General features: G+C 45.7%; 17 protein-coding genes. 10 read left to right on the plus strand and 7 right to left on the minus strand.

The annotated features are described in order from the left end of the window. Positions 1-48: 48 nt before the first annotated feature. The 7 genes from Xenpb_RS04090 to Xenpb_RS04120 all read left to right on the plus strand — a co-directional run bounded on the left by Xenpb_RS04090 (position 49) and on the right by Xenpb_RS04120 (position 6,548). Complete coding sequence (locus tag Xenpb_RS04090; RefSeq protein WP_187653205.1) at positions 49-753, plus strand: DUF484 domain-containing protein; 705 nt, start codon at positions 49-51, stop codon at positions 751-753. Next, positions 750-1,664, plus strand: coding sequence for a tyrosine recombinase XerC (gene xerC, locus Xenpb_RS04095; RefSeq protein ID WP_187653206.1), 915 nt, complete (start codon positions 750-752; stop codon positions 1,662-1,664). The genes Xenpb_RS04090 and xerC overlap by 4 nt, the downstream gene beginning before the upstream one ends. Continuing rightward, a complete protein-coding gene (yigB, locus tag Xenpb_RS04100) occupies positions 1,664-2,380 on the plus strand; it encodes a 5-amino-6-(5-phospho-D-ribitylamino)uracil phosphatase YigB (RefSeq protein WP_187653207.1) in 717 nt (238 codons plus the stop codon). The genes xerC and yigB overlap by 1 nt, the downstream gene beginning before the upstream one ends. A 56-nt stretch (positions 2,381-2,436) precedes the next feature. Then, positions 2,437-4,611 carry a DNA helicase II gene (gene uvrD, locus Xenpb_RS04105; RefSeq protein WP_187653208.1) on the plus strand — a complete coding sequence of 725 codons (2,175 nt, stop codon included), beginning with the start codon at positions 2,437-2,439 and terminating at the stop codon, positions 4,609-4,611. Between the two features lie 88 nt (positions 4,612-4,699). Then, positions 4,700-5,650, plus strand: coding sequence for a magnesium/cobalt transporter CorA (corA, locus tag Xenpb_RS04110; RefSeq protein ID WP_187653209.1), 951 nt, complete (start codon positions 4,700-4,702; stop codon positions 5,648-5,650). A gap of 282 nt (positions 5,651-5,932) precedes the next feature. Next, positions 5,933-6,253: a type II toxin-antitoxin system RelE/ParE family toxin gene (locus tag Xenpb_RS04115; protein ID WP_187653210.1), complete on the plus strand. Its 321-nt coding sequence runs from the start codon at positions 5,933-5,935 to the stop codon at positions 6,251-6,253. Beyond that, positions 6,243-6,548, plus strand: a complete 306-nt coding sequence (locus tag Xenpb_RS04120; RefSeq protein ID WP_187653211.1) for a helix-turn-helix transcriptional regulator — start codon at positions 6,243-6,245, stop codon at positions 6,546-6,548. Before Xenpb_RS04115 ends, Xenpb_RS04120 begins: the two co-directional genes overlap by 11 nt. 76 nt (positions 6,549-6,624) lie before the next feature. Here Xenpb_RS04120 and rarD read toward each other — a convergent pair whose 3' ends face one another. After that, positions 6,625-7,515: an EamA family transporter RarD gene (gene rarD, locus Xenpb_RS04125; RefSeq protein ID WP_187653212.1), complete on the minus strand. Its 891-nt coding sequence runs from the start codon at positions 7,513-7,515 to the stop codon at positions 6,625-6,627. Positions 7,516-7,875: 360 nt separating this feature from the next. Continuing rightward, entirely contained in the window at positions 7,876-8,556 is a 681-nt protein-coding gene (locus tag Xenpb_RS04130) for a hypothetical protein (protein WP_187653213.1), read from the minus strand. A gap of 275 nt (positions 8,557-8,831) precedes the next feature. On the opposite strand from Xenpb_RS04130, the gene Xenpb_RS20415 reads away from it, so the two are divergent. Beyond that, the gene (locus Xenpb_RS20415; protein ID WP_368666796.1) at positions 8,832-8,903 is read left to right on the plus strand and encodes a hypothetical protein; all 72 of its coding nucleotides are present in this window, start codon (positions 8,832-8,834) and stop codon (positions 8,901-8,903) included. Between the two features lie 11 nt (positions 8,904-8,914). Next, positions 8,915-9,037 carry a hypothetical protein gene (locus Xenpb_RS19860; protein ID WP_255523021.1) on the plus strand — a complete coding sequence of 41 codons (123 nt, stop codon included), beginning with the start codon at positions 8,915-8,917 and terminating at the stop codon, positions 9,035-9,037. Positions 9,038-9,129: 92 nt separating this feature from the next. Here the strand turns inward: Xenpb_RS19860 and Xenpb_RS04140 are convergent, their stop codons facing one another. The 5 genes from Xenpb_RS04140 to Xenpb_RS04160 all read right to left on the minus strand — a co-directional run bounded on the left by Xenpb_RS04140 (position 9,130) and on the right by Xenpb_RS04160 (position 17,104). After that, a complete protein-coding gene (locus Xenpb_RS04140; RefSeq protein ID WP_187653214.1) occupies positions 9,130-9,405 on the minus strand; it encodes a hypothetical protein in 276 nt (91 codons plus the stop codon). Between the two features lie 5 nt (positions 9,406-9,410). After that, positions 9,411-13,847, minus strand: coding sequence for an RHS repeat-associated core domain-containing protein (locus Xenpb_RS04145; RefSeq protein WP_187653215.1), 4,437 nt, complete (start codon positions 13,845-13,847; stop codon positions 9,411-9,413). Positions 13,848-13,860: 13 nt separating this feature from the next. Then, entirely contained in the window at positions 13,861-14,280 is a 420-nt protein-coding gene (locus Xenpb_RS04150) for a DUF1795 domain-containing protein (RefSeq protein ID WP_187653216.1), read from the minus strand. An 85-nt stretch (positions 14,281-14,365) separates the two neighbouring features. Further along, the gene (gene tssI, locus Xenpb_RS04155) at positions 14,366-16,240 is read right to left on the minus strand and encodes a type VI secretion system tip protein TssI/VgrG (protein WP_187653217.1); all 1,875 of its coding nucleotides are present in this window, start codon (positions 16,238-16,240) and stop codon (positions 14,366-14,368) included. A gap of 360 nt (positions 16,241-16,600) precedes the next feature. Continuing rightward, entirely contained in the window at positions 16,601-17,104 is a 504-nt protein-coding gene (locus tag Xenpb_RS04160) for a thioesterase family protein (RefSeq protein ID WP_187653218.1), read from the minus strand. A gap of 221 nt (positions 17,105-17,325) precedes the next feature. Here Xenpb_RS04160 and pldA point away from each other — a divergent pair, with 221 nt between their 5' ends. After that, positions 17,326-18,186 carry a phospholipase A gene (pldA, locus tag Xenpb_RS04165; RefSeq protein ID WP_187653219.1) on the plus strand — a complete coding sequence of 287 codons (861 nt, stop codon included), beginning with the start codon at positions 17,326-17,328 and terminating at the stop codon, positions 18,184-18,186. Positions 18,187-18,253 lie beyond the last annotated feature (67 nt).

Consider the following 18,253-nt stretch of genomic DNA (forward strand, 5'->3'; position numbering starts at 1 on the left):
TTGATTCTGTGTTTATTGAGTCATTCTTGGAATATGGGGCATTGGAAAATGGGTGAAAAAGACGAACCATTGCGTATCGAAGACAGACTGAATGATCAAGCGGTAGTGGATTATTTGCTGAATAATCCAGATTTTTTTATCCGCAATGCCAATCTGGTCGATAATATAAGAGTTCCCCATCCGGTGCGGGAGTGCGTTTCTTTAATGGAATGGCATATGAACCGCCAGAGGAAACGCATCCGTTATTTGGAAGATGATTTAATCCATTTGATGGAGCAGGCAAAACAAAATGAAGTGCTATTTAGCAGCCTGCTGCAATTACTGTCAGATCTCTCTGGTGCCAAAAGTTTACAGGATTTTCTTTCCCGTTTGAGTTCATGGACAAAAACACTTGGATTAAGTAACAGCTATATTCGGTTGTTCAGTGATAAATGGCATCTTGGGGCACCACTGAACTCACCGGAATTGGCGATATCCCGCCATTCTTTTGAACCTGTCCGCATAAAGCGATTTGGTGATACAAATCATTACCTTGGTATTTTGCATGGCCCGGAAATTTTATTACTGATGCCACAAGCGCGTCATGTTGGTTCTGTAGCGATTTCCCTTTTAGGGTCACAGGGGGATTTGGGTATGGTGATTTTCAATAGCCATGATAAACGGCATTATCATGAAGATATGGGAACTGACCTTCTCGGCCATTTGGCGAAACTGCTGCCGGGGCTATTATCCCGCTGGATTGAACGCGCATGAACCAGCCTATCGATCTGCTGTTGGAGCCTGTCGAAGCCTTTTTACACTATTTGAGGGTTGAACGGCGCTTAAGCCCGGTCACGATAACCAACTATCGACGCCATTTGGCCGTTCTGGCGGAAATGTCACTGGAGATAGGAGTTTGTGAGTGGCAGGCGCTTGATCCGGCAAAAGTCAAAATGTTTGCTTCTCGCAGTCGCCGGGCAGGATTGCAGTCAGCCAGCCTCGCCCTGCGTCTTTCTTCCTTACGCAGTTTTCTTGACTGGATGATGACACAGGGAAAGTTGGATGCCAATCCTGCTAAAAGTGTCAGTGCGCCCCGTAAAAAAAGACACTTACCGAAAAACATGGATGTGGATGAAGTTAATCAATTACTCAACATTAATTTGAATGATCCTCTGTCAGTGCGTGACAGAACCATGCTGGAAGTAATGTATGGAGCGGGCCTGCGTCTGTCTGAGTTGGTTGGCCTTGATTGTCGCCATTTGGATCTGGAAGGTGGCGAAGTTTGGGTACACGGCAAAGGCAGCAAAGAGCGTAAAGTGCCGTTCGGCCATATGGCGCAGGAATGGCTTCAGCGTTGGCTGGAAATGCGGGAGCTGTTTGAGCCAGAAGATAATGCGCTTTTTATTTCCACCAAGAGTGGAAAACGGATCTCTGCCCGTAACGTACAAAAACGATTTGAGCAATGGGGTATCCGGCAAGGCGTAAATAGCCATATCAACCCCCATAAATTGCGCCACTCTTTTGCTACGCATATTTTGGAATCCAGTGGTGATCTGCGTGCTGTACAGGAATTGCTTGGTCATGCCAACCTGTCAACGACTCAGATCTATACGCATCTGGATTTCCAGCATTTGACCAAAGTCTATGATGTCGCCCACCCCAGAGCTAAACGAGGGAAATCATAATGCGTTTTTATCGGCCTCTCGCACCGTTTGCTGCGATGACATTCGATCTGGACGATACTCTTTACGATAACCATCCTGTGATCGATAAAACCGAAAAAGAAGTGTTGTGTTTTATCAGGCAGTACGATGCCAAATTTCGCTACTTTGAGCGTGAAGATCTGTATTTATATCGTCAGGCTGTCCTTGAACAAGAGCCTGAAATCTATCATGACGTTACATCATGGCGTCGGCAATCCGCTGAGCTGATGTTTAACCATCACGGTTTTAACTATGAGGAAACGATACGTGGCACGGATGAGATTATGTCTTGCTTTAGGTACTGGCGTAATAAAATCACCGTTCCGGAATCGACCTATAAGACCTTATCCGCGTTGGCGGAAAAAATTCCGTTGGTCGCAATCACCAATGGGAATGCTGAACCTGAGGCATGTGGGCTTGCCCCTTATTTCGAGTTTGTGCTGAAAGCCGGATTGGATGGGCGTTCCAAGCCTTACCCGGATATGTACCGTCTGGCGGCTGAACGGTTGAATCTGCCGATAAATCAGATCCTGCATGTGGGGGATAACTTAAATACAGATGTCGAAGGTGCCCTGTACAGTGGAATGCAGGCGTGTTGGATTAACATTGAGAATAAAGATCTGATGCAGGAACCCGAAGGGCGCTTGGTTCCACATGTTGAGATTTCTGATTTGGCTTCTTTGATAGCACTGATATAATTTCAGATTGTAATCTGTATAAAAAAACAGTGATACTGAGTCATTGCAAATAACTGATGGTAATTATGGACGTTTCTTATCTGCTCGAAAGCCTGAATGATAAACAACGCGAAGCGGTCGCGGCATCTCGTACTAATATGTTGGTGCTGGCAGGGGCTGGTAGCGGGAAAACGCGCGTATTGGTTCACCGAATCGCCTGGTTACTGTCAGTTGAAAATGCCTCACCGTTTTCCATCATGGCGGTCACGTTTACCAATAAAGCCGCCGCTGAGATGCGCCATAGAATTGAAAGCCTGATTGGCACCAGTCAGGGTGGAATGTGGATCGGTACATTCCATGGCCTTGCCCACCGCTTGCTGCGAGCCCATCATCTTGATGCCAACCTGCCACAGGATTTTCAGATCCTTGATAGTGAAGATCAGCATCGCTTAATCAAGCGTATCATCAAGGCAATGAATCTGGATGACAAACAGTGGCCGGCTCGTCAGGGTATGTGGTACATCAATGGTAAAAAAGATGAAGGCTTGCGTCCGCAACATATCGAAAGCTACGGCAATCCGGTGGAAGCAACCTGGCTGAAAATCTATCAAGCCTATCAGGAAGCGTGTGATCGCGCCGGATTGGTCGATTTTGCTGAGTTGCTGTTGCGTGCTCATGAATTGTGGCTGAATAAGCCGCAGATTCTGCAACATTATCGGGAACGTTTTACTAATATTCTGGTAGACGAATTTCAGGATACCAACAGTATTCAATACGCTTGGATTCATCTATTGGCTGGCGATAGCGGCAAGGTAATGATTGTCGGGGACGACGACCAGTCTATTTATGGTTGGCGTGGTGCGCAGGTGGAAAATATCCAGCGTTTCCTTAAAGATTTTCCGGGCGCGGAAACTATTCGTCTGGAACAGAATTACCGTTCGACCAGTAATATTCTTAAGGCTGCCAATGCCTTGATCGCGCATAACAACGATCGTTTGGGCAAAAATTTGTGGACAGAAGGGAGCGAAGGCGAGTCTATTTCATTGTATTGCGCCTTCAATGAACTGGATGAATCCCGTTATGTGGTTGGCCGAATCAAGCATTGGTTGGATAATGGCGGAGCATTGAAAGAGTGTGCGATTCTGTATCGCAGTAACGCTCAATCTCGAGTGCTGGAAGAAGCCTTGTTACAAGCCTCCATGCCCTACCGCATTTATGGTGGTCAGCGCTTCTTTGAGCGTCAGGAAATCAAAGATGCCTTATCTTACTTGCGCTTGGTGGCAAACCGTCATGATGACGCGGCTTTTGAACGTGTGGTGAACACACCGACACGCGGCATTGGTGACAGAACGCTTGATGTTGTACGCCAAGTGGCGCGTGATCAGCAAAAAACCTTATGGGAAAGTTGCCTGTCGCTGATTCAGGAAAAAGTGCTGGCAGGACGGGCTGCATCGGCATTGCAGCGTTTCATAGAATTAATTGAAGCGCTGGAAACAGAAACACAAGAAATGCCGCTGCATGTCCAAACTGATCGTATTATCCGCGATTCTGGTTTGTGGGCGATGTATCAGCAAGAAAAAGGTGAAAAAGCGCAGGCGCGTATCGAAAACCTTGAAGAATTGGTGACGGCAACTCGTCAATTCAGTTATCAGGATGAAGACGAGGATCTACTGCCATTACAAGCCTTCCTTTCTCATGCGGCGCTTGAATCTGGGGAAAGCCAGGCAGACGCTTATCAGGATGCTGTGCAATTGATGACTTTGCACTCGGCAAAGGGTCTGGAATTTCCGCAAGTCTTTATTGTGGGCATGGAAGAGGGCATGTTCCCGAGCCAGATGTCCATTGAAGAGGGCGGACGACTGGAAGAAGAGCGTCGTTTGGCCTATGTGGGTGTCACAAGGGCGATGCAAAAACTGACATTGACCTATGCTGAAAGTCGTCGCTTATATGGTAAAGAAGTGTACCACCGTCCATCTCGTTTTATTGGTGAATTGCCGACAGAATGTGTAACAGAAGTTCGTTTGCGAGCTACAGTATCCCGTCCGGTCAGTCACAAACGGCTGGGTACGCCGATCAGTGCCAGCGATAGTGGTTATGCACTGGGTCAACGCGTACGCCATCCCAAATTTGGTGAAGGGACAATTATCAATATAGAAGGCAGTGGGGAACATTGCCGCTTGCAAATCGCGTTTCAGGGTGAAGGCATTAAGTGGCTGGTGGCTGCTTATGCCAGACTCGAAACGGGCCAATAATCCGGTCGAATGTTGACAGGCTTTTTCTTCTAAGCGTAACATTCGCGCCTTACGATAAACGTAGGGAGTATAAGGAGACTTATGGTACATGCTGAACGCATTTAAATTAGAGAATAATCGCCTGCTCCGTCTTGAACTTGAAGAAGGTGATCAGTTATCTGACTCCATGTGGGTAGATTTAGTGGGATTGGGTGATGATGATCGTCTCCGCGTCCAGAATGAGCTGGGACAAGTCTTGGCGACCCGCACAGAATTGGATGACATTGAGGCGTCGGCCCGTTTTTTTGAAGATGAAGATGGTATGCACGTCCACTCATTCTTCTATTTCGAAGACGCCGAAGACCATGCCGGCAACTCGACAGTCGCATTTACTATTCGTGACGGTCGTCTCTACACATTGCGAGAGCGTGAACTCCCTGCATTTCGATTGTACCGAATGCGCGCCCGTAACCAGACAATGGTTGACGGGAATGCCTATGAACTGCTGATGGACTTGTTCGAAACCAAAATCGAACAATTGGCGGATGTCATTGAAAATATCTACAGCGTGCTGGAATCCCTGAGCCGGGTCATTATGGAAGGCAAACAGGGGGATGAATTTGATTCGGCTTTGTCTAACCTTGCAGAGCAGGAAGACATTGGCTGGAAAGTTCGCCTGTGTTTGATGGATAGCCAACGCGCCCTGAACTTCCTTGTGCGCCGTGCCCGTTTGCCTGCCAATCAATTGGAGCAGGCTCGTGAAATTCTGCGGGATATTGAATCCCTGTTGCCGCACAACGAATCGTTGTTTCAGAAAGTTAACTTCCTGATGCAGGCCGCGATGGGTTTTATCAACATTGAACAAAGCCGGATTATCAAAATTTTCTCCGTTGTTTCTGTGGTATTCCTGCCACCAACGCTGGTGGCTTCCAGCTATGGAATGAACTTCGAATTTATGCCGGAGCTGCATTGGACATTCGGCTATCCTGCGGCTATCGGCCTGATGATTGCGGCGGGATTGGCTCCTTACCTCTACTTTAAACGGAAAAACTGGCTGTAATCATTCCGGCTTTCATTTTTTAACTAGTCGCTTTGTTGGTTTTTCTGCCGACCCCAGTTACATAGTCAGCTATGTTTCTGGGGGCTGTCTCTCGTTATACTGCGATTTGAAATCTATTAGAGTGGTATCTGTATTCAGTAATTTTACTTAATACAGAGAGTTGTTGTGGGAACTATAAAATTTATAACTTATAAGTAATATATAGCTCTTGAGTTATAATTGTTTCTATTATACGCTAACTATCAAATTTGGCAGGGCGTTTATGCTTAATTGAGGGGGAATATGTTTCAACTAGAGTTTCACCCTGAAGTGCTGAATGAAATTTCCCGGTTAAATAAAATAATAAAAGCTAAAGTTTTGAATGCGCTGGATAAGCTGGAAATGCGAGGTTATGAATTGCGTTACCCAGATACGAAACCTATCCAAGGACAGCTTCTTGAATTAAGGACAAACGGGAAAGATATATCGAGGACTTTTTTTGCATTTGAGAAAGACAGAAGAATCTATATTCTTCGTACCTTTATCAAGAAAAGTGCAAAAACACCAACCTCAGAAATTGAACTGGCATTAAAACGACTGAAGGAGTTACTTGATGAAAGTTAAAGGTATCCCATACTCTGACGTTAAAGCTACACTGCTTCAAGATCCTGAAGTTTTATCAGCGTATTTGGTTGAGAAGAAAAAAGAAGAAATGAGAGAGTTTCTCATTAATATGAGGAAGAAAGCAGGTTTAAATAGTAGTCAACTTGCTGAAAGAATGGGAATTAGTCAACCAGCAGTCAGCAAATTGGAAAACAACGCAATCAATGCGAGCTTATCCCGACTTGAACGCTATGCTGAGGCGTGTGGTACTTCATTGAAAATAAGCTCAGAAGATGGCGAACTTATCCTATTCTGAATCCATTCTTCTTTTTCAACAAGAACTGACCCTATTTACCAAGACAGTTTTGGGTCAGTTCAGTAATAATGCTGATTTATTTCCGCAAACGACGCTGCGTATAAAGCGCATCCAGTGTAAACAGAATCAACGCAGCCCAAATAAAGCCAAAAGTGATCAAACGATCTGGGCCAATCTTCTCACCATAAACCAGCGTTGCTAACAAGAACATCATGGTTGGGCCAAGATACTGGAAGAAACCCAGCGTGGACAAACGAAGATGTGCCGCCGCTGCGGTAAAGAGCAACAGTGGTACAGTCGTAATAATACCGGCAGCAATCAACATCAGGTTCAAGGAGTATGTATTCTCCAACATATTGCTGGTTGGGCTATTGGTGAAGAACAACAGGTAACTCAGAGCGACAGGAAATACCCAAACTGTCTCAATCAACATACCTGTTTGTGCATCTACCCCTAGTTTTTTGCGGATCAACCCATAGACGGCAAATGTCGTTGCTAAGTACAAGCCAATCACGGGTACAGAGCCAAATTGCACTATCTGAATGAGTACGCCTGTAAATGCCAATAATACGGCAATCCACTGCATACGGCGGAAACGTTCACCAAGGAACAACATGCCAAACAACACACTCACCAGAGGGTTAATAAAATATCCCAGACTCGCTTCAAGCAGATGGTTATTATTGACCGCCCAAATATAAGTCAGCCAGTTACTGGTAATCGTGAAGGCGGTAAAACCTAGCAATAACAAGGTCTTTGGTTGACGGACAATCGCCCAGACCTGACGCCAGTGACGAGTGACTGTCAGCATCAGCACCATAAAAAATACAGACCATATAACACGGTGCGATACGATTTCATCGGGGGGAACATATTGTATGCTCTTGAAGTAAATGGGAGCCAGCCCCCAAATAAAATAGGCTCCTAAGGCATACAAGATACCTTTGGCAGTCTGTTGGTTGCTCATAATATCCTTGAATGTTTAGAGAATTAAGAAGAGATGTGAGGGTATCAGCCCATAACCTATACAATGTGGCATCGGGATGAATGATTTACAAGGTATTAATGACCTAATGAACTAATAAAATTTAATCGTCTATTTTATCAGCATATTATGCTAGAATTAGCGGAATTTTACAGTGGAATAATCTTTTTTGGTGCCTTGAACTTCGCTTTTTTTCTAAAATAACTACATGTGATAACATTGGGCAATATCTTTGAAATGAATGATGGTCAGTATGAGATTGACTGATTTCCCTGATGGATAGTTATGCGGGGAGCTAAAGGGAACAGGTCAGAGGTCAATATTGGCGAGGGATAAATATAGTTATCTAAAACCCATTAACGACCTAAATGGTATTTTCAGCTTATCTGGACAATCCAGCCCTCTTACTTTTACTGCCATATTATGGTCTCTTAGCTTATTGCATAACTGTGCAACATCTTTCGGTGTCCGGCATTGACTCATGGAATAGCCTGGGCCTAATACATTTTCAACTCCACCCGCTTTTAATATCTTAGCAACCATTGTTGAGCAATTTTTATTAAGGGGGTTATAACTATGGTTCATTTGGAGATTGCCATACATTTTTCCATTATAGATTTTATTCTTTTCGTGTTGCATTTTTACAACATCTAAGCCAATCAGATAATATTCCAAATGAGGGGGGACGGCAAAATCTCCCCGAAGATTATTAAAGACACCTGCACATGATAAAATTCCCCGCTGTATATTTGGATCAGCAAGGAAACTGACATAGTTATCATCTGTCGGACGTATTCTATTACGTATTGTTGTGAACCTCATTCCTCCTGCACAGTAAGAAGACACTGGATTGCTTGAATCTTCTGAATTGAAGTCTTCTGTCCAAGGATATCTCGGCACACCCCCTATATAAATAGAAGCATGCCCGAAATAGAACCTCTTACAGGGATACCAGACATAGACGACAGCATCGACAGCCCTGCCTGCCAAGATCTCCGATTCTGCTTTGGTTCTTGAATTCATAATCTATTCTCATATTGATTAATTAATATTAAAAACAATGTCTTGTGAGATTTTTGGTGTTGGTTTTTGATAATGGTTAAGTGAGATTCAGGGTAGATGCCGCTGGAAGTTTGTTCGTTATACTTGGGTATCATATACCTAGAGTGGCAGGCTGTTAATCGTTGTTGTGGATGTTTTAGCGATTGGATAATTCATTGAATAAATTTGCGGAAGCTGAGCGTTATTACACCGTGGGATATGTCCCGTAAAATGATAAGGCCAGTGCCCCGCCTGCGATCCATCTTAAAGGCCAGTGGCTTAAGGCGGCAAGATTCGATATTGGCAGCACACTACCGTTAAAATTATGAATGGTGGTCTGGTGCTTATTCCTGACAGCGACGACACCAGCAGTATCAAGCAACAGTACCAGCGCCAGCAAGACCAGCTCAGTGACATTAAGCTGATAATGTGGGAACTGATTGGTGACTACAACAGCAACTAAGGGCAGGGATTGAGCCGTTCCTAAAAAAATAAAGCCGGAAGATCATACGGATCTTTCCAGCTTTTTATTCAGTTATGAATAAACATAAGAAATTATTTTATAAGGTCAATTAAATATCCTATTTCTCGCTCTAAGTAATTGTTATGATCATGCTTTATTTTATTTAAAATATATTCCTTGGTGTCTCTATTTCCATATTCGTGAACATAAAAAGAAATAGAATCCATAATATCTCTATCATAGTTACTTATTGCGATCATATACAAATCTACTAATTTCCTAAGATCATCATTTGATAGATTTTCGGAGAAAGAACTTTCTAGCTTTTCATAAAGTGCAACAAGCTTATCCCGATTGGTACTATTCATATCAACTACCTATTATATGGTGCTCGACCCGGACTCATTGGAATATGTGTGTCTGTAGGGTTAACGCTTATATTTCCTAATGCATCATATTTTGTTACAGGTGCTGGAGGATTATTACTTCCACCATAATTACCATTTATAACTCCAGAAGAAGGTACAGATTCTATATGAACATGTGGAATTTCATCTGCATAATTTCTGGGTCGCGCTCTTCGCATGGCTGGATCCATTCTCACTGCAGCAGTATTTCCATCTGGTAGAGCTTTTGTCCAAATCTCACCGCCACTACGAGCAGTTACAGACGAGTAGCCGCGATTGCGTAATGTCTGACGTATTTGGCCGGGTTTTTTTCCGGTAAAGTTAGGCAAACCTGCTATTTCTTCCTGAATATTTTGAGCGCTTCTAAAGCGACCGTCACTTCCTCTACAACTTGTTAGCCCAAATGGATCGAACCATGTTAGCGGATTTGGAGCGTATGAGTAAAGATTTAAACCACCCTGTAACCCAATCGGATCGAGCGTCAGATACTGCCCAGCTACTGGAGAATAATATCTGTACCGATTGTAGACCAGCCCGCTCTCTTCATCCAGCCACTGCCCTGCGAATTTCAGTCCTGAATCAAATTGTGAATTTTCTCCCGATATCCCAAGACGCATTCCATACAGAGAATGAACAGGTTGGCGCCAAACCCGATGCCCTTCCGAATCAAACAACGCCAGTGGTTCCCCAGTCGGTGCACATACCGCATAGTGTGTCTGGATCTCTCCCGCAATCAGTTCATCACGGTTTTCTGGATCAAGCGTAAAAAACTGAACCTGCTGCGCCAGCAATTGCCAGCCATCAAACACCAGATGCCGGATGCTATACAGCCGATTATGGCGATACTCACGAATTTCTGCCGGAACATCGCCATCCCACAAATAGGTCGTGCGCATTCCGGCTTGCTTGCAAATTTTCTCAGTGCGTCGCCCAAAGGCATCATAGCGATATTTCCATTGCTGACCGCCCGGTGTCAGTACGCTAATAAGCTGATTTTGGCTGTTCCAGCGAAATTTTGTCAGAGCAGGGCGATGACCTTCTTCCCATAACTGCATTGCCGTCATCCGACCCGCATCGTCATATTCAAATAGATGCTGGCCCAAACGTCTCAGCCGATGCCCTTTCTGGTAAAGCCATTCCCCGTCAATTTCATTGATTCCATCAAAACGGCGGGATGGATAACCGCAGGCATCATATTGATAATGCTCCCGTAACCGCTCACCATCACTGACTGAGGTTACTTGCCCATTACCATTAACCACATAGCGTAGCCACTGCCGTTCATCATTTGCTGCTACCAGATTAAGTGCATCGTCGTAACGATATTCGCGATCTAACCCTGCCAATGTCGGTTGCGGGATATCTGCCACTTCATGAGCAGCAAAAAATTCAGTGTTACGTCCGGCACGTTGGGAAATGAGCAGTCCCATTAACGAATGTTCCTGACGCAGGATAAAACCTTTATCGGACTGGCGGTGCCATTCGTTCCCATCTTCATCCCGTTCCAGCGTCAGGGTATGGTCACCATTGATGGTCAGTAAATTAAGCTCTCCAACCTTATTAATGGCGGTTTTTGCCTGCCAGAGCCGGCCATCGGGTGTGTGGAGCTGCCTTTCTGTTGTGGTGTTATCGGAATATTCGTGGCGAATTTCCCCGTGTGGTTGGGTTTCCCGAATAATACGGCCTTGTTCATCGTATTCGAATGTTAAAGGAGTAGTGTCAGGTGCGGCGATTTCCAGCAGACGTCCGATGATGTCATAGCGGTAGCGGGTGGTGCCTTCCGGTGTATGTACGGCTGTCAGCCGTTGTGCAGCATCGTATTCGTAGCGCGTGATATTACACAGAGCATCGCGTTTTTCAATGCAGTTACCATTGAGGTCATAAGCGTAGTGCCATTGGGTATCTGCATAATCCGTTTCGGTAATCACCTGCCCGTCTGCATCCAGCGTATAGCGGTAGCTTTCTCCTTGTGGCGTGATAACTTCCAACAATTGCAGGCTGTCAAGGTCATAACGATATTGCCAGCGGTTTCCTTCCCCATCCACGCGTGCAACAGGTAAATCAAATGGCCCGTATTCAATCTGCCATTTTACGCCGTGGGCATCTGTCCATTCGGTCAGGTTACCGTGGCGATCATGGCGGAAACGTTCAAGACTATTATTGGGGCGGTCACTTAAGGAAATGCGGTGATGACGATCGTAATCCCAGCGCCAAAGAGCGCCTCCGCCAGTGGTCATCCGTCGCAGGCGATCCTGGCTGTCATAACCCAGTTGCAGACTACGGTTCTCTTCATCAAACAATTTTGTCAGACGTTGATGGCGGTCATATTCCCAACTGCGCTTATTGCCATCACTGTCTTCTGCGGCAGTTATTAAGCCAAACTCATTACGGGTCAGAGTGGTTTTATGCCCATCTGGTGCGATAAAACACTCAGGATTACCTTTATTGTCGAATTGCTGCCACCAAACACGTCCGAGCGGGTCGGTCATACTGATAAGGCGATCAGTATCATCATAGTGATAGTGCCACGTTGCGCCGATGGCATTGGTAAAGGTAGTCACCAATCCGGTATCTGCGAGATAGTCGAGGGTAATGATTTCACCTTTCGGTAAAATCTGTCTGCGCAGATTTCCCCATTGATCGTATTCATAGCGAGTGACACTCCCGCACGGCGTTTCTACCTGTGTCACTTGTTGCTCATCATTGTAATGCCAGGTCGTCGTATGGCCTTGTGGCGTGGTTGAATGGGTGATGCCTGGTTCATAGGAGAGATGAACCGGATAGAAACCACCGGAACCCACACTATAGATACAGCGCCCCTGTTGATCGTAGACGTAATCCACCGCAGTTTGATCATGATCAGACCAGCGGCTAATTAAGCCCTGCTCGTTATATTCATAAAACAAGTGATAGGCTTGTGTACTGTCTGCATTGGCCAGCCAGCCGTTATCGTGATAACCGTAACGTGCCAGCATTTCATTCAGGCCATTATCGGTACGACGGATCTCTTTCAGTAATCCATTTTCGCGGTATAGCAACACTAATTCTGGGCCATCGCTATGGGTAACCTTAACCAGTTGGTGCTGTTCACTGTAATGGAACTGGATGGTGTTATCGTTATTGTCGCGATATTCGGTCAGCCACAAACGTTGGGTGCTCTCTTTTTCTGGATCAGTCTCCGCAGTTGTAGGGAAGGTAGTCGCGGGGAAGGTAAAATATTTACTGATTAAGCTGTCGCGATCACTCAGGATAAGGCCTTGCTTATATCGGCTCAGTCTGAAATTGGGGTGTTCAGGGTTGATACTGTAATCGTAACTGGCTGGCAGGGCAAAGAAGAGTGAGGCGCCTTCTGTCGTCAGAATTTCTATCCGATCCCCTGTGACAAGGGCACATTCGGAGAAGTTATCCAGCCAGTTTTCCCCCAGCAATCCGTGATGACCGGGTGACCAACTGCGGATAAATTGCAGCGGTATCGTCTGCCCTAACTCGATATCAGTGCGTTGGTCAAACAGAGCACCGGTAGTAACGTCTATCGGGTCTCCCGTAAAGAATTTTTTGGCACTTTCCGTATAACGCTTCAGGCCCTTATTCTGTTTGAAAGCATTTTTGACACAACTGATGTTTTTGCCTGTGACAATGTTTTTGATTTTTCCGGGGAGGTTTTTGGCAGCTACTTGAGCGCCTTTTTGAGCACCCTTAATAACAGCTTGCCGACCTGCTTTAGTAAACAGTTTTGCAAAGCCTTTCATGGCTCCCCGTGATGGCGGAACGAGAAATTCCACTGCAACGAGTAAGGCACGTTGCCAGAATGAGAACTCTTCTTGTATCTCAAGATAGGTGCCTTGTCCTGAGCCGATAAAGACTTTGCTTGCACCGCCTTTGATAGTCGCGCCACACTCCAGCTTATCTTTGATCCGCGCCGCTGGTTTTTTGTTGATAAACACACTTTCACTACCCTGAGCGATGCGTGGTGCTGAATGTTTTTTACAATCTGCGGTGTCCAACTCTACCCGTGCCGCTGGCTTGCCTTCAATAAAAACGTTGGGGGAACCACTGGCGATAGTGCCGTCTGGCGGGCTACAGCTATTTATTGCGTCCGTGACTGCGGAACTGGCTTTACTGATAAGATCGCCAAAAGCAAATGTGACCAGGGCGCCAACAGCTATCGCAGCCAATCCGCCCGTTGCGCCGATCAGAAATGCCGCAGCCCCAAAGATCGCAGCACCAATCAACGCACCTACAACGGCACCTGCAAGTGCCCCTAAGAAACTGCTGTGCTGAATAGGATCTCCTTCACGCGCAGCAGCAGGGCCTAGCTCTCGCTCCATAGGCAAAAGATGTTTGCCTGCATGGGTGGCACCTACCCGCGCGGTACGAGTGACAATTTCATCCATTAGTCCCATAGCTGGCCTCCGGTCAGGTCGCCTGGAAACTGCTGACAACTGCCAGCAGGGCGTTGCGTTGCCCTTCCTCAAACGGCTGGGGGGAAGTCAAATTAAACGCCAGCAACAAATTGCCCCGTATTTGCAGCACTACGGTCTGGTGCATCTCGCCTTCCGGGCTTTGCCATTGGTAATCCAGTCGCCAGGCAGGTGTACCGCTCAGCTCTATCTCCAGCCTTTGGTGCTCCTTATAACCGGGGAGATGGGTTTCAAACTGAGTCAATGTCTGGGCGTAGTAGGCGGTGTGGTCGGAGCCTGTCGGCACGGGTGTTCGGTTAATCACCAAATTGACGCCACTGTCATCCGGCAGGACAAACACGTGCATGGATTCATCACGCCAATTAGCTGGAAGAGAGAGGGTTCCTTCGTTCATCTGGTAGGCTTGTTTATTCATGGTGCCTTCCTTTATCACTCTGTTTTTTAACGTGTGTTTCAGGTGTGTTGACTGTCTGATCTGGAGCATTTTTCGCCATCATTGCTTAGTTCACCTGAACCTGATCCTTACCGTTGATGATGATATTTTTGCCGGTGAGATGGATGTTGCCTTCTTTGTCCAATGTGATACTGGCTCCGGCTGTGCTGATTTGGATGCCACCATTGATCGATTTGATAGAAACATTGTCCTTGACACTGAGCAGGCTATCTTTTTCCACCTTAACTTGCCGATTACCTTGAATGACGCTGCTTTCCTCACCGATAACTTCCTTAATGCGGTCTTTACGCACTGATATCACTTGATTGTTGCCAATGCTTTCGGTGTGGTCGTGTTTCACATGTGTGGTACGATCGTTGAGGACAGTGGTGTTCATATCGTTCAGGACGGTGGTATTCATATCTTTCTGGGCATGCAGGGAAAGTTGTTCACTTCCTTTCGCATCCTCAAATAACAGCTCGTTATAGCCTTCGCCTTTATGAGTCTTGGAGCGAAAAGACATCTGGGTCTTGCTGCCCGGCAATCCACTCGGAGGAATGTTACTGGCATGGTAGGTTCTGCCAATCACAATGGGTTGGTCAGGATCGCCGTGCAGAAAATCGACCACAACTTCCTGGCCGATGCGAGGAATGGCCAGCATCCCCCAACCTTGTCCTGCCCACGGGTGTGTAACACGTATCCAGCAGGAGCTTTGATCATCACTGCGACCGTAGCGATCCCACGGAAATTGAAGGCGGACACGACCATATTGGTCACAGAAAATCTCTTCACCCACAGGCCCGACGACTTTGGCGATTTGCGGCCCATCAACGATAGGTTTGGGGAGTGGAGAAGGGCGCCAGGTCTGGGTTTGACGAATAAAGTTAAATTGGCTATGCAACGTAGTGCCATCACCGCCTGTTTCTTGTTCTAACGCTTGTGGTTGATAGCCAGTGTGCATAGAAGAGATCACCTGCCATGGTTGATTCAATGCTTCGCGTGGATGGTTGCTCAGAGTGAATAAACGTCCCGGTTGTACAGCAATGGCTCGACCATTACCTTGTCCTGTTATGGCATCATTGCGCAGTGCTTCAAGGCGGTAGCGGGTAAAATCTGTGCCGTGTTGCTCGTCTTTGAAACGTCCCGGATAGTCGTAATGTTCGTAATAGCGTTGTTGCAGATTGTCTTCTTTCATCTGCTGGCTGAATTCTGCCGCCCATGCCGGGTTCTTGAAGGTGTAATCCTTAAGCTGAACTTGTGCGGGTTTAACTTGTGCGCTGCTTGTCAGGCTACTGACACTAGATTCCCCCAGATTGCCGTTTCCGCTAGGTTGATAAGGGAGCACGATACCTGGTGGTACGGAACCGGCGTCATCGGCAAAGACCAGCGTGTTGCGCCCATTACTGCACTCAAAGAAGTAAAAGATGCCTTCTTCGGCAGTCAAACGCTGAAGGAAAGTAAAGTCGCTTTCTTGATACTGAACACAGAATTCCCGCTCTGAGTGTGAATGTCGTAGACTGAACACAACATCCCGAATGCCATGTTCTTTCAAGATGGCTGTAATGATAGTCTTGATATCCAGTTGTTGGAAAATACGTGAGTTTTGGCGCAATGTGGTCCGCCACAGATCGGGGCGAATACTCATCTGGTAGGTGGTTTGGTGCAAACCAATATTACCTTGCTCAAATTGGGCTACCATGCCGCTGATACTGCGTTGTTCAACGCCTTCCTGCAAAATGGTTAATGTTGCTGTACGGTCGAGTACGTCCGAAAAATCGATGGCAGGGTTGGCACTCGCCAGTCCAACATTAAGCTGAAAGGGATACGATAAATCCTCTGTCAGAGTGAAATTCGTCACTACAAAGGTTTCCGGCGACAGGCTACCTGCATTCAGCGTGAACAGGAGTCCACTAGAGGATTGATTGCCCTTTTTCAATGACATAATTGTTTCCCCATATTTAGCGCTATCGTGGGTGTGTTCTGCTATCACTTCAAAATCTTGTCGTTCAGATAACACAAAGAAGGATATAGCACGGCCTTTTTTTGTATGAAAAATGATCTGACTTGTGTGATTGGAATCACTTAATAATTTATATAAATCAGTAAATTATAAACGAAAGGTGGGGTTGGAAATGAGTCTGTCTGACCGTTGTGAATATTCATAAAAAAGGAATATGCTTTGCTGGCACATTCCTTTATTTAATTTGGATTTGTATTTCGGGTAGCTATATTTCGGGTAATTATATTTTGGGTAATTGTATTTCGGATATTAGGATATTAGTGTCTTTAACTCATAAAAATATCAGCCAACTAAATAAGTCCCTGTTGCACTGGCAATATGTACTTTTTGTTCATTGTGCAGTTCTATTCTGGCGACGGAAACCTTATTGCCAGCACGGATAATATTGCTACTGGCGGTAAACACTTCACCACGTCCGGGGCGCAGGTAATCCACGCGTAAATCAATCGTGCCGACAGTCGGCAGACGCTTTTGCATCTCTGCAATTGTGAGTGTGTCTAATGTAGTCAGGGCACTGCCTGCACAAACCAGCCCTCCGGCAACATCCAGTATGGAAGCGATGGCTCCACCATGCAGAATTTTCTGAACCATATTTCCGACTAATCTTTCTTGATTGCAAAATTGTAATTCTGCGTAATCTTGCTCAAAGCGGAGCAGCTCAAGTCCCAGAAGTCGATTGAATGGCATATGATAAACAAACAATTCGCCGATAAATTTACGGGCTTCTTCTGGTGTTAATGTTTCTTCTGATGTTAATGCTCTGTCTGCTCGCTGTATATTTTCCATAGGTGGGTTTCCTGGTAATAAGAAGTAAATCCACTGATATTTTAATGGTTCTTTTGGTTAATAACTTGTTAAGTTTATGCTTTTATTATCGACCTTGCCAGTCTGTGAAGCGCTTCGAAAAACGATTCATTAAAAAAAAACGGACTACAAAAAATAACCATGTCGCGTGTAGAATAAGCGAAAATTTTTAGTTTGGAATTATTACAATAGGAAAACCAGAAATGCGTTTGTTATGGAAGATACTGGTTATTACCTGCTTATTATCACCATTGGCTCACGCAGCAGAAAAGCAGGTTGATGAAGTGAGAGGAAGTGTGCTTTCGACGATGTTAGGTAAGCAAGAATCTCCTTTAATACTTTACCCCTATGATACGAATTACATTGTTTATACTTATGGCGGCAGGATTAATAAGCCGGGAATTAATAGCTACGATTGGGCGGATCACGCCCGCAAGGATGAAGTCAGTTTTCAAATAAGTTTTGGCTTCCCACTGTGGCGAGATATTGTAGGTAAGGATTCGTTGCTTGGCGCTTCCTACACCCAGCGCTCATGGTGGCAGCTCAGTAATAAGAAAGAGTCATCACCATTCCGTGAAACGAATTATGAACCACAACTTTTTCTGGCATGGTTGACTGATTATGAATTTGCTGGCTGGCATCTGCGGGAAGTTGAGATGGGATTTAACCATCAATCAAATGGACGTCCGAAGGCCACTTCTCGTAGCTGGAACCGCCTCTATGCGCGTTTTATGGCGCAAAACGGTAATTGGCAGGTGGATTTAAAACCGTGGTATCGTCTGCCAGAAAGCTCCCACCGTGATGATAACCCAGACATGAGTCGCTACATGGGATATTACCGCCTTAAAGTAGGATATATCTGGGGAGACAGTGTATTTACCGCTCAAGGGCGTTATAACTGGAATAGCGGTTATGGTGGCGGAGAGTTGGGTTGGAGTTATCCAATATCGAAGCATGTTCGTTTTTATACGCAGCTCTTTTGCGGTTATGGCGAATCAATGATTGATTATAATTTCAAGCAGACCCGTTTTGGTATCGGTGTCATGCTGAATGATATGCTGTAATTGCTATGACTCATTGCTACGACAGTGAGATAGCGTAATATGCAGGCGCTTAGATCGCGTCTGTATT

Source organism: Xenorhabdus sp. PB62.4 (assembly GCF_014467285.1).
GTDB lineage: Bacteria > Pseudomonadota > Gammaproteobacteria > Enterobacterales > Enterobacteriaceae > Xenorhabdus.